The organism is Flavobacterium sp. H4147 (assembly GCF_029360735.1).
GTDB lineage: Bacteria > Bacteroidota > Bacteroidia > Flavobacteriales > Flavobacteriaceae > Flavobacterium > Flavobacterium endoglycinae.
Genome location: NZ_JARKNB010000004.1, coordinates 651,899 through 664,331 on the forward strand (window position 1 = coordinate 651,899; position 12,433 = coordinate 664,331).

Consider the following 12,433-nt stretch of genomic DNA (forward strand, 5'->3'; position numbering starts at 1 on the left):
AAAAACTTTTTAATTTAAAATCCAGCTGCTTTGTCATCGCCTCTAAAATCAGCTCCTCCTTCGAGTTTACCGTCTGGTAAAACTAAAATAGCATCTACTTTTCCAATTACAGGAGTTGTTTTCTCATTGATTAGGTAGCCTTTAGCTTTCAGGCTGTCTAAAGTATTTGGACTAAAAGCATTTGGTTCAAAAGTAATTAAATCCGGCAGCCACTGATGATGAAAACGAGGTGCATTTACTGCTTCCTGCATGCTGAAATTGTATTCGTAAACATTTAAAATGGTTTGAAGAACAGAAGTTATGATTGTTGAACCTCCAGGAGAACCCACAACCATAAAAAGTTTTCCGTTTTTTTCTACAATCGTTGGCGTCATAGAACTCAACATTCTTTTTTGTGGCGCAATACTGTTGGCTTCGTTTCCAACTAATCCGAACATATTTGGAGAACCCGGTTTGGCACTGAAATCATCCATTTCGTTGTTTAAAAAGAAACCTAATTCATCGCAGTAATATTTCGAACCAAAACCATCATTAAGTGTTGTAGTAGCGGCAACGGCATTTCCAAATGAATCTACAATTGAGTAATGTGTCGTTTCGGTGCTTTCATTATACGTCACTTTTCCTTCTTTTATTTCTGAAGATAGAGAAGCTTTTTCTGAATCAAAAGTTGACATTCTTTCTTTTAAATATGCATCCGATAAAAGTCCGTTAATTGGAATTTTTACAAAATCAGGATCTCCTAAAAACTGGCTTCTATCTGCGTAAGCTCTTCTTTCAGCTTCTACAATTACCTGAATAGATTGTTCTGAATTATGCCCCATTTTTGAAAGATAGAAAGGGGAAATCATTTTCATAATCTGAGCCAGACAAATTCCGCCGCTGCTTGGAGGCGGCATCGAAGTAATTTTTAAATCTTTATAAGTAAACTGTAATGGTTTTCTCCATTTTGCTTCGTAAGATGCTAAATCTTTAAGTGTAATAATACCGCCTTTTTTCTTTAAATAGTCAACAAGAATCTGCGCGGTTTTTCCTTTGTAAAACTCATCTTTTCCATTTTTTAAAATTCGTTTTAAAGTATTAGCAAGAGCAGGATATTTTATAGTATCATTTTCTTTATAACTTTTCGACATGAATCCGTTTGGGCCGTTTGCTTTTACAATAGCGTCATGATAGGAATCATATTGTTTTTGTTGTTTTTGAGTTACAACAACTCCTTTTTCTGCAAGCGCAATTACAGGTTTTAAAATTTCTGACATTGGCAGCGAGCCCAATTTTTTATGAACGGCAAAAACACCAGCAATAGTTCCCGGAACACCAATCGCAAGCGGACTATCGGTACTTTTTCCTTTTATTACATTTCCTTCTTTATCCAGAAACATATCTTTAGAAGCTGCCATTGGTGCTTTTTCGCGATAATCTAAGGTTCCAACTTCTCCGTTTGCTTTTCGATAAACCATAAATCCGCCGCCGCCAAGGTTTCCTGCAAAGGGATAAGCAACTGCTAGTGCTAATTCGGTTCCTACCATGGCATCAAAAGCATTTCCGCCCTTTTTCATGATTTCAACACCAATTTTTGAAGCTTCTTCGCGAGCCGAAACGACCATTGCTTTTGAAGCTGTTAAACCTGTTGGCGCCGCCGTTTGCTGCGCAAAACTAGAAATGGTTACGAAATAAAATAACAGAGAAATTTTTTTCATAGTGAGTATGTTTTAAAACCGGTTGATTTTATAAAGTAAGTAACTTTTGGTTGGCTTGTTGTCGCAGATCTTCAAAGAAAGTGGTGAATTCCTGTTCAAATTCATTGTAAAATTCTTTTAATTCTTCGCTGGCAAACTGCATTTTAGACCTATTTTTAGACCTTCGATCCATTTGGGTCAGGATTTGATGGATTCCTTCAACAGTACGATAACTTAGAAGCCAGTTTCTCTCGATCATATACGGCATTAATCCCTGTGTTTTTTCGGTTAAAATGTCGTAGTTATCATGAAGCGAATTGTAAAATCGATTGATGAAAGTTTCCAGCTTTTCATCTGAATATTGTATCCAGTTTTTGGCCAGAAAGTGATCATAAACAATATCTACAATGACGCCCGAATAATGGTGGTATTTTTCATGAAGACGTTTGGTACTTTGTCTGAAAATATCGTGAGAATCAGTATAAGTATCTATAAATCTGTGTAAAAGAATTCCTTTTTGAACATCTTGGGGAAAGTGTTCAAATTGTTTTCCGCGAATGCCATCGGCCATAAAATTGCCAATTTTGATTAAATCATTATCGCCAGAAAGATATATATGGGCAAGGAAATTCATTTTTAAAGATACAAAGGCGCTAAGTTATTTAGTAAAAGTATGAAAACTTTTTCAGATGATTTTATTATAATATAAACCTTTCGGTTTTAATAATTAACGATTATTTTGAAATCGTAGTGTTTTTAAGTGATTTAGCCTCTAATTTTTTTAATAAGAAAAAAACTTAACCGCTTAGTATCTGAGAACCTTGGTAACTTTTTTATATTTGTAATAAAAATAACCATAACTCACAGAAATGACTTTAATAAAATCTATCTCAGGTATTCGAGGAACGATTGGGGGGAAAGTAGGAGATAACCTGACTCCAGTTGATGCTGTAAAATTTGCTTCGGCATACGGAACCTTTCTGAAAAACAATACTTCAAAAGAAAAACTAACAGTTGTAATTGGCCGTGATGCAAGAATCTCAGGACCAATGATTCATAATCTAGTTGTAAATACTTTAATTGGTTTAGGAATCGATGTAATCGATCTTGGACTTTCTACTACACCTACGGTTGAAGTGGCTGTTCCGCTTGAAAAAGCTGATGGTGGAATCATTTTAACAGCATCACACAACCCAAAACAATGGAATGCTTTAAAGCTTTTAAATGAAAAAGGCGAATTTTTAAGTGGTGCTGATGGTGCTAAAATTCTTGAAATTGCCGAAGCCGAAGCTTTTGATTTTTCGGATGTAGATAGTTTAGGAGAAATTATTCCAAATGATGCTTATATGGATATTCATATTGATGAAGTTTTAAATCTTCCCTTGGTTGATATTCAGGCTGTAAAAGAGGCAAAATTCAAAGTAGTGGTTGATGGTGTAAATTCATCAGGTGGAATTATTATTCCGAAACTATTAAAACAAATGGGAGTTGAGGTAGTAGAATTGTACTGTGAACCAAACGGACATTTCCCTCATAATCCGGAGCCTTTAAAAGAACACTTAACTGATATTTCAGAATTAGTGGTAAAAGAAAAAGCACATTTAGGAATTGTAGTTGATCCAGATGTAGATCGTCTAGCTTTTATTAGTGACGATGGTGAAATGTTTGGTGAAGAATATACTTTAGTTGCTGTTGCAGATTATGTTTTAAGCAAAACTCCAGGAAATACAGTTTCGAATATGTCATCTTCTCGTGCATTAAGAGATGTTACTAAAGTGCACGGCGGAAGCTACGAGGCGAGTGCAGTAGGCGAGGTGAATGTAGTTGAATTAATGAAGAAAAATAATGCTGTAATTGGCGGTGAAGGTAACGGCGGAATTATTTATCCTGAGCTTCATTATGGTAGAGATAGTTTGGTAGGTGTCGCTTTGTTCCTAACACATTTGGCAAACAAAAAAACATCAGTTGCTGCTTTGAGAGCTTCATATCCTGAATATTATATGAGCAAAAATAAAATTGAATTAACGCCGCAGATTGATGTTGATGCAATTTTAACTGCTATGACAGATAAATATAAAAACGAAGATATCTCAACAATCGATGGAGTAAAAATTGATTTTGCAACAGAATGGGTTCATTTAAGAAAATCAAATACAGAACCAATTATTCGTATTTATACAGAAGCGCCTTCTCAAGATGCTGCTGATAAATTAGCACTTAGAATTATTGACGAAATAAAAGTAATTGCTGGAATTTAATTCACAATTTCTTAAAAATAAAAAATCCTCTTTCGAAATTTTCGAAAGAGGATTTTTTATTTTGCATTTAAGTTAGTTCCTAATGATTTTAATCGATCTTTTAATAGTGCCGTAAGAAGCGTTTACGATATATACTCCCGGTGCCAGTTTATCGCCAATTTTAATATCTTCATTTGTAAAATAATCATCTGAAGAAAAACATATATCTCCTTTCATATCAACAATTTTGATCGTCAATTGTTCTGTTGTATCTGATTTTATATGAAGCGTTGATTGGGTTTTTACCGGATTTGGATAAATAGTAAAAGAACCATTTTCTTTTTGGTGATCGTTTACTCCTAAATTAGAAACTACAGCATCAATATAATTAAAATTCATATCGTTTGATTTGAATTTAATTTTAAGGTACACTTCACCTTTTGGTAGTGTAATTCCGTTTACAACTTTGTCAGCATAAGTTTGCCAGTCTCCTGTTGGTGGAAAAGTCTCGTCTGTTTTTACTGCTACATTATTTACCAGAACATCAAATTTTCCAGTGTTTGTTGGCGAAGCAACTCTAAAAGTTAAATTGTAAACTCCTGCATCGGCTACATTGAGCATAAATTCATTCCAGTCTCCGTCGTTTATAAAACAAACATTTTGCCCAGTTCCAGAATCGGTTGTGTTTTGCAATCCTGTTCCTTTTCTTCTGTAATGTTTATTGGCAGTAATTCTTCCTGGCACACTCATTTTTTTAGAAGTATAACTTTCGTTGATATAAGCCGTTCCAATTGGTTTTAGAACACCACTAGCTGGGCTTAGTAATTGCCCTTCAAGCATATCAGTCCAATCAGAAGGAACACGTCCTGTAAACCAAGAATATCGGTAAATATCAGGATCGTTTTCAAAACTGCTCACGATGGTTTTCATGAAGTTAATTTTATCAGTTTCACTTTGAATAACTCTGTTTGCAAACTCAGTTACCCAAACCGGACGATTAAAGTTTTTTAAAAGTCCTGTTACACCAATAACAGCTCCTGCTGTATTATCATACGTATGAAAAGCAATATAATCGACTTTACAGTCTGGACATAAAAGAAAAAACTGGTTATGCCACGCTACAGGATCGCTGTAACCGCCATAGTTATTAGGACCATTATAGGCCGGAGAAGCACTCACAATTTCTAGATTTTTAGCTGCGGCAATTTTTTCAACATTTTTCCATGCATTTACTGCTTCCTGAGGTGTTAAGCGAGCGCCATCAGTAAAATTAGGCTCATTGAACGCTAATAGATATTTAGCTCCTGGTTTAATACGGTCAATAAAGGCTTGTACATCGCCATCGTTTACTTTTCCCCAAGCCATTGGAACATATTCTAAGCCAAGCGAAGCATAATTAGCATTAACGTCATTTTCAGGTAGAGATCCCCAATTGTACCACCACGAAATTCCGGGTTTTAAAGCCTGTAAATCGGCAGTAGAATTGTTTCCGTATGCAATTCCTCTTTTAGGACTCTGAGAAAATATAATTGCTGAACAAATTAAGGTTAATAATGTAAAAAGTAGCTTTTTGACCATGGTTAATGATTTAGTAGGTTTTGATTATTTAGTTATTTCAAATGTATAGGGTTTCTGTTTTTTATCAGAATAAAAAAATCATTACAAAAACACATCAAACGATTTCAGAATACTTCAAAAGAGGTATTTCTTTAAAACAGTTTTATTTTCTAAAAAGAAAAAGTCTGAAAAACAGCAATTGCATTTCAGACTTTTTAGATTTTTTTATTTTACACGATGTTTCCATCTTTTGTGAGTCCATAAATAAAACTCAGGAGCTTCATAAATTTGCTTTTCGACTCCTTTTAAATATTTTTCGGTGATTTCGAAATCCTTATATTCTTTCGGATCATCTGCTATTGGTACAAAAGTCGCTTCATAATATCCTCTTTTCACTTTACGTACTTCTACAGAAATGACACTTAAATCATATTTTTTAGCCAGCATTTCGGCACCGGTATGTACAGGAACTTCAACACCCATAAATTTCATCGAATGGAAAATTCTATCCAGTTTTGGTGACTGATCACTTGCTAAACCGTACATGCTTAATTTTCCGCTTCTTTGGTTTTGAGCCATTGTTGGAATTGCTTGTCTGGTTTCGATCATTTCGGTTTTATATTTCGAACGGATTTTTCGAATCAGCTTATCAAAATACGGATTGGCAAGTCTTTTATAAACAGCAATTCCCTGAAAACCTAATTTTGGATTAATAGTTAAAAGCCATTCGTAACTAGCATAATGAGAAGCAACTAGAATAACACTTTTGCCTTTTCTTGCATAATCTTGAACCAATTCGATATTCGTTACATGAAATCTTTTTTCCATTTCTTCAGGAGAAATACTCATTGTTTTTACCATCTCCAAAAACATATCGCACATATGCTGATAGAATTTTTTTTCTATTTCTTTTCTTTCAGCAGCACCTAAATGAGGAAGCGCAAGCGCGAGATTTTCGCGAACCACTTTTTTACGGTAACCAATGATTCTGTAAATGATGAAATACACAAAATCTGAAAACCAGTAAAATATTCGGAAAGGAAGTATAGAGATTAGCCAAAGAAGTGGATAGGCTAGTATATAAACAATAAATTGCATCTAATATTTTTTCTGCAAATATAACGTAAAAATGGGTAATGAGAGATATTTTTGAATTTGGATCTAAAACTTATGTCCGAATATAACTATATTTACATCTCACATTAAACATTATTTATGAATACCATTTTAATTGGAATTATTGTTGCCAACGTTCTTTTTAGTTATAAAGGTTTTAACGATTATGCATTTTTTAGAAAGTATGAATTTCATATAGGAAGCATTCGAGCGGGAGAACAAATCAGAATGCTTTCATCTGGATTTTTACATGTTGATATCCTGCATTTGGTGTTTAATATGTATACGCTTTGGATGTTTGCTCCAGTGGTTTCGGATGCACTTGGTGATTTTTCTTTTGTTCTGGTTTATTTCGGAAGTTTAATCTTTGGAAGTCTGCTGACGATGTTATTCCATAAAGATGATTACAGCTATCGTGCAGTGGGTGCATCTGGTGCTGTAACTGGAGTTTTGTATTCGGCTATTTTATTACAGCCGGATATGATGCTTGGAATTTTTTATGTTATTCCAATGCCGGCATATGTTTTCGGAATTTTATATTTATTGTATTCAATTTACGGAATGAAAGCAAAAAATGATAATATAGGACATACGGCTCACTTTGGAGGTGCTGTAGGAGGATATTTGATTACTTTAATAAAAATGCCGTCATTAATTACAGATCACAGTTTAATGACGATTTTATTGGCTATCCCAATTATTATACTTTTTGGAATGGCAAAATTGGGAAAATTGTAATGCTGGCATAACTTTTGAAATGCCTTTATCAAATAATTTAAATATCACAAAAAATGAAAAAACTAGTATTATTTTTAACAATCATGTTTATGACTATGTCTTACGGCCAAGAAATAAAACAAATCCCATTAATCAACGTTAACGGGGAAGGAAAAGTAAAAGTAGCACCTGATCAGGTTTGTATTTCAGCAACTGTTGAAACTAAAGGGAATAATGCTAAAGATGTCAAAAAACAAAATGACGAAAAAATGGATGCTGTTTTGAAATTCATCAAAAAAATGAATGTTCCAACAGCTGATTTTAAAACAAAACAAGTAGCTCTTAATCCGCAGTACGACTACGAGAAAAAGAAAACTAGCTACAATGCCACTCAAACTGTTGAAATCGTATTAAAAGATTTGACTAAATACGATGAATTAATGGAAGGTTTGGTACAACAAGGAATCAACAGAATTGATAATGTTTCTTTTGAATCTTCTAAATTGGCTCAATACCAGTCTGAAGCTAGAAAAATAGCGATCAAAGATGCTAAATTGAAAGCTGAAGAGTATGTATCTGTTTTAGGTCAAAAAGTAGGGAAAGCATTTACTATTTCTGATAATTCTCAGGTTTATCAGCCAAGACCAATGTACGCAGCGATGAAAACCGAAATGATGGATGCATCAGGTGCTTCAAACCAAACATTGGCAATTGGAGAAATCGAAATTACAGCCAATGTGAGCGTAAGTTTTGTTTTAGACTAAAAAGTTTTAAAACTACAATATTTGAAATCCAAATTCCAATTTAATTGGAGTTTGGATTTTTTGTTTCTAAATGAGATTAATATTTACTTTTACTCTAAAATTATTTTCATGAATAACCCTGAACAATTTCTGAGATCGCATATTGAAAAAGTTGTTGATTTAACCGATGAAGAAGTCGCTTTTATCGTTTCTCATTTCGAAGTAAAAAAATTCCGTAAAGGAGATTTCATTATTGAAGAAGGAAACGAAGTAAAAGATGTTTATTTTGTGCTTTCAGGACTTATTAAACTAGTTTATGAAGATAAAGACGCCAGAAAACATATTGTTTCGTTTGCAATGGAAGACTGGTGGGAAACCGATTTTCAGGCTTTTTATACCCAAAGTAAAGCGCAATTGACATTAGAATGTATAGAGGACACAACTGTATATAGTCTTTCTCTAGAAAATTTCGAAAAACTTTGTTCGGATTTATCTAAGATGGAACGCTTCTTTCTTAGAAAATCAATTGCAGGTCACATTGGTTCGCAGCAACGTATTTTGTCCTTTTTAACTTCAAATGCCCGCGAACGTTACGAACAGTTACTGCTTAAAAATTCATCATTACTGCAAAGAGTTCCTAAATCTTCGCTGGCTTCTTATTTAGGAGTTTCGCGCGAAACGCTAAGCCGTCTTTTTTAATTCGTATTTTAAAATAGTGATATTTATCACACCTCTAAAAAGTAAATTGTGCTGATTTTTGCATCTGTTAATTAAAAAAAATACAAGATGGAAAAAAGAGCAATTAATCCTTGGAAATGGCAGGATGCCAGAAATTATGTTCAAGCGGTAGAAGTTACAAATGTTGCCGGAACTTTATATGTCTCGGGACAAACAGCTATTGATGACAACGGAATTTCAAGTACGGCAGATATGAGAACTCAGATAATTCAGACTATTGAAAATCTAGAAAAAGTAATTCTCACAGCCAATTATGAACTTAAAAATATAGTAAGGCTTAATATCTATACAACCGATTCATCTTCATTTTTTGAAAATTTTGATGTTGTACAAACGTGGATTCAAAAACATCAAATTAAACAATCAAGCACCGTTTTGGAAGTAAAAAGCCTTTTTGAAACTTTAAAAGTAGAATTGGAAGCTACTGTAGTGAAATAAGAAAAGAGTTTTTAAAAATTAAGCTCAAAATTTTAAATTCCAAATTCCAGCCTTTTTTTGGAATTTGGAATTCAGTTTTTGAAATTTTTTGGCACACGAAATTTATGAATGTTTAAAAATCTCATAAAAAAGAAATAAAAATTGACAGTATTACACTACATATTGATTGATTTCTTAGATTTGTATAAGCATTGTAAAAACTTTTTGTCATGCCAATAATTGAACAATCAGAATATATCTTTCCACCTATTATTCATCGCAACAGACATGTTTCGACTATTTATGCAGCTTTGTTTAAAAAGTTTGAAGTTCCAGAATACACAAGAGAAAAATTGGAATTGAATGATGGCGATTTTATCAACATTGATTTCATTATAAATGATTCAAAAAAAGCAGTCATTTTATGTCATGGTCTGGAAGGTGATTCACGCCGAACGTACAACAACAGTTGTGCAGATTATTTTAAGCAGAAAGGTTTTTCAGTTTTTGCTTGGAACAATCGTACTTGTGGAGGAGAAATGAACCGTCTTCCAAGACTTTATCATCACGGTGCTGTTGACGATTTAGATGAGGTAGTGCAATTTGTTCTGAGAAAAGGATTCGAAGATGTTTATCTAATTGGATATTCTATGGGAGGCGTTCAGCTGTTGAATTATTTAGGCTGGACCAAAGTAGATGAACGCATAAAAGCGGCTGTATCGATTTCAGTTCCCACTCATATTGCGACTAGTGCGGAAGTGCTTAAACAAGGTTTCAACAGAGTTTATCTGAAGAACTTTACAATCGACATTAAAAGAAAACTGAAACATAAAGCGAAACAATTCCCTGATTTTATAAACAGCGATCAGATCGATAATATTTCTTCATTTGATGAAGTCGACCAGTATTTTACAGCGCCGCTTCATGGTTTTGCAAGCCGTGACGATTATTATGAGCGCGTTTCTCCTGAATTTTCACTTCAAAATATTACAACTCCAGTTTTAATTGTTAATTCGCTGGACGATCCTTTCTTGGGTGAAAGATGTTATCCGAGAGCGATTGCTCAAACGAGTGAGTATGTCTATTTGGAAACTCCTAAATACGGCGGACACTGTGCTTTTCCAATGCAGAATTCAACGTATTCATACGCAGAAAAAAGAGCGTACGCCTTTTTTGAATCCTTTAAAACTGCTGGGAATTGTTAACCCTATAGTTTTAAATCTTTCAAATACTAATAATAGTTTAATTACTTTTTATCGAATAATCACTTTCAGAATATTTTAATATTTAACCATATAAGATATTTACGTTATAAGCTTAAATATCTTATATGGTTATTTTTTTGAATTATAAATGCCTGTCTGATTCTTTAATTTCAAGATCATTAATACTTGCAAATCTTTTCTGCATTAGTCCGTTTTCGTCAAATTCCCAGTTTTCATTACCATAAGCCCTGAACCATTGTCCCTCTTTGTTTCTGTATTCATATTCGAATCTTACTGCAATTCGATTATCAGTATGTGCCCAATATTCTTTTTTAAGTTTATAATCGAATTCTTTCTGCCATTTTCCAGCTAAAAATTGTACAATTTCTTCACGTCCGTTAACAAATTGATTACGGTTTCTCCATTCGCTGTCTATTGTGTAAGCTAATGAAATTCTTTCTGGATTTTGTGAATTCCAAGCATCTTCAGCAAGTTGTATTTTCTCCTTTGCTGTTTCAAGCGTAAAAGGAGGAAGGGGATGTTTTTTTTCCATGTTTTTAAAATTTTATAATAAGTTTTGAATTATCAATTTTGACTTTTTAATGATTTCATTCGATTTGAATAACTGGCTTTCTATAATCGAACTTTCAAATAGAAGATATATATGTGTCGACAATAATTCGTCTTCTATTAAATCTTTAAAAAAAACAATCAAATCTTGTTTGTGAGCTTGTATAACTTTTAAGATGTTATCCTGATTTTTTGAAATTTCGGACATAATATTCAAAAAACTGCACCCGCGGAAATCTTCATTTTCATTCATATAAATTATGAAATCAAATGCTGCGATTATTTTCTCCTTCTGCTCAATCGGTTTTGAAGTAAATTTTAATAGTTCAGAAAACCAATAATCGTGTCTTTTGTTTAGAAACTCAATACACAAATCATCTTTAGATTTGAAATGCATATAAAAACTTGCCTTAGCTACATTTGATTCACTTATGATTTGATTAATTCCAGTACTATTATATCCTTGTTTATGAAACAAAACAGAAGCTGTTTCTAAAATTCGTTCTCTCGCTGTTTTCATATTGATTTAAATATAGGACAAAGATATAAAAAATATTGAACAGACAAGTCTGTCTATAATTTTTTTATTTTATTTATTATTTAAAGAAGTAGAAGCTGAATAAATCAGATAAAGGAGTTAAACCGAAAAAATAATATAAGGATGTAAGTATTGAATAATTGGAGATGTATACTTAAACCTCAATTTTAAATGATTTGGAGGATTAACAAGCTTCGGATTGTTTAATTGTCTATAATAAGTAAGTTGGGCTTTACTCTAATATAATATGTGTGTTTTAAATATTATTTTTAATTGTTATGTTTAATGCATTCAATAGCATGTTATCAATAGTAAGTGGAATGTTTAATTTCAAAATGGCGACTCAATAATTGTGTATTTTATGGATTTAAATAGATAAAGTAAGAAAATACTTTTGTATGGAAATAAAATTTGAAATTCTAATTTTAATGTTGTCAGTTGGTTAGCTGAAAAACCGAAAAAAGATTGAAAAAAACTTATTGAAAAGACTTGGAAATGTAAATAAAGAGTCTACCTTTGCACCCCGCAAACGAAGCGAAGTTCATTGAAATACCGGCAGAGAATTTAGGAATAAGAGACGAAAAAAAAGTTTCAATTTTTTTTAAATTTTTCTTGCAGGTTTTAAAAAGAAGTTTTAGTTTTGCACCCGCTTTGAGAGATAAGCGGAAAAGAAAAGAAATTACGTTCGTAGACATATTGAATTGACAGCCGTTCTGATGAAAATCAGAACAGATAAAATAAGAGTAATAGAATCGATTAGATTCGAAAAGAACCGATAGTAAGCATCGCATAATAATATAAAAAATATACGATGAAGAGTTTGATCCTGGCTCAGGATGAACGCTAGCGGCAGGCTTAACACATGCAAGTCGAGGGGTAGAGGCTTTCGGGCCTTGAGACCGGCGCACGGGTGCGTAAC

At 33.1% G+C, this 12,433-nt stretch carries 12 protein-coding genes and 1 rRNA gene; 7 read left to right on the plus strand and 6 right to left on the minus strand.

From position 1 onward, the window contains the following. Window positions 1–14: 14 nt before the first annotated feature. Entirely contained in the window at window positions 15–1,697 is a 1,683-nt protein-coding gene (gene ggt / locus P2W75_RS20190; RefSeq protein WP_276381842.1) for a gamma-glutamyltransferase, read from the minus strand. 28 nt (window positions 1,698–1,725) lie between these two features. Further along, the gene (locus P2W75_RS20195) at window positions 1,726–2,310 is read right to left on the minus strand and encodes an acyl carrier protein phosphodiesterase (protein ID WP_276381843.1); all 585 of its coding nucleotides are present in this window, start codon (window positions 2,308–2,310) and stop codon (window positions 1,726–1,728) included. 235 nt (window positions 2,311–2,545) lie between these two features. Between P2W75_RS20195 and glmM the strand changes: the two genes are divergently transcribed. Further along, window positions 2,546–3,934 carry a phosphoglucosamine mutase gene (gene glmM / locus P2W75_RS20200; RefSeq protein ID WP_276381844.1) on the plus strand — a complete coding sequence of 463 codons (1,389 nt, stop codon included), beginning with the start codon at window positions 2,546–2,548 and terminating at the stop codon, window positions 3,932–3,934. Between the two features lie 72 nt (window positions 3,935–4,006). Here the strand turns inward: glmM and P2W75_RS20205 are convergent, their stop codons facing one another. Both P2W75_RS20205 and P2W75_RS20210 read right to left on the minus strand, forming a co-directional pair. Continuing rightward, window positions 4,007–5,491 (minus strand): glycosyl hydrolase, encoded by a 1,485-nt coding sequence (locus P2W75_RS20205; RefSeq protein ID WP_276381845.1) that lies wholly within the window; start codon window positions 5,489–5,491, stop codon window positions 4,007–4,009. A gap of 204 nt (window positions 5,492–5,695) precedes the next feature. Beyond that, on the minus strand, window positions 5,696–6,568 hold the full coding sequence (locus P2W75_RS20210) for a lysophospholipid acyltransferase family protein (protein WP_276381846.1): 873 nt from the start codon (window positions 6,566–6,568) through the stop codon (window positions 5,696–5,698). A gap of 117 nt (window positions 6,569–6,685) precedes the next feature. Here P2W75_RS20210 and P2W75_RS20215 point away from each other — a divergent pair, with 117 nt between their 5' ends. The 5 genes from P2W75_RS20215 (at window position 6,686) to P2W75_RS20235 (ending at window position 10,406) form a co-directional block, all read left to right on the plus strand. Beyond that, complete coding sequence (locus P2W75_RS20215) at window positions 6,686–7,324, plus strand: rhomboid family intramembrane serine protease (protein WP_276381848.1); 639 nt, start codon at window positions 6,686–6,688, stop codon at window positions 7,322–7,324. Between the two features lie 53 nt (window positions 7,325–7,377). After that, entirely contained in the window at window positions 7,378–8,067 is a 690-nt protein-coding gene (locus P2W75_RS20220) for an SIMPL domain-containing protein (RefSeq protein ID WP_207295530.1), read from the plus strand. A 108-nt stretch (window positions 8,068–8,175) separates the two neighbouring features. After that, a complete protein-coding gene (locus P2W75_RS20225; RefSeq protein WP_276381849.1) occupies window positions 8,176–8,745 on the plus strand; it encodes a Crp/Fnr family transcriptional regulator in 570 nt (189 codons plus the stop codon). Between the two features lie 87 nt (window positions 8,746–8,832). Next, window positions 8,833–9,222 (plus strand): RidA family protein, encoded by a 390-nt coding sequence (locus tag P2W75_RS20230; RefSeq protein WP_276381850.1) that lies wholly within the window; start codon window positions 8,833–8,835, stop codon window positions 9,220–9,222. A 209-nt stretch (window positions 9,223–9,431) separates the two neighbouring features. Beyond that, window positions 9,432–10,406 carry a YheT family hydrolase gene (locus tag P2W75_RS20235; RefSeq protein ID WP_207295533.1) on the plus strand — a complete coding sequence of 325 codons (975 nt, stop codon included), beginning with the start codon at window positions 9,432–9,434 and terminating at the stop codon, window positions 10,404–10,406. Between the two features lie 142 nt (window positions 10,407–10,548). On the opposite strand, the gene P2W75_RS20240 is transcribed toward P2W75_RS20235, so the two are convergent. After that, entirely contained in the window at window positions 10,549–10,959 is a 411-nt protein-coding gene (locus P2W75_RS20240) for a nuclear transport factor 2 family protein (RefSeq protein WP_207295534.1), read from the minus strand. 12 nt (window positions 10,960–10,971) lie between these two features. Continuing rightward, window positions 10,972–11,496 carry a TetR/AcrR family transcriptional regulator gene (locus P2W75_RS20245; protein WP_276381851.1) on the minus strand — a complete coding sequence of 175 codons (525 nt, stop codon included), beginning with the start codon at window positions 11,494–11,496 and terminating at the stop codon, window positions 10,972–10,974. Between the two features lie 826 nt (window positions 11,497–12,322). On the opposite strand from P2W75_RS20245, the gene P2W75_RS20250 reads away from it, so the two are divergent. Next, window positions 12,323–12,433, plus strand: a 16S ribosomal RNA gene (locus P2W75_RS20250); the annotation flags it as partial.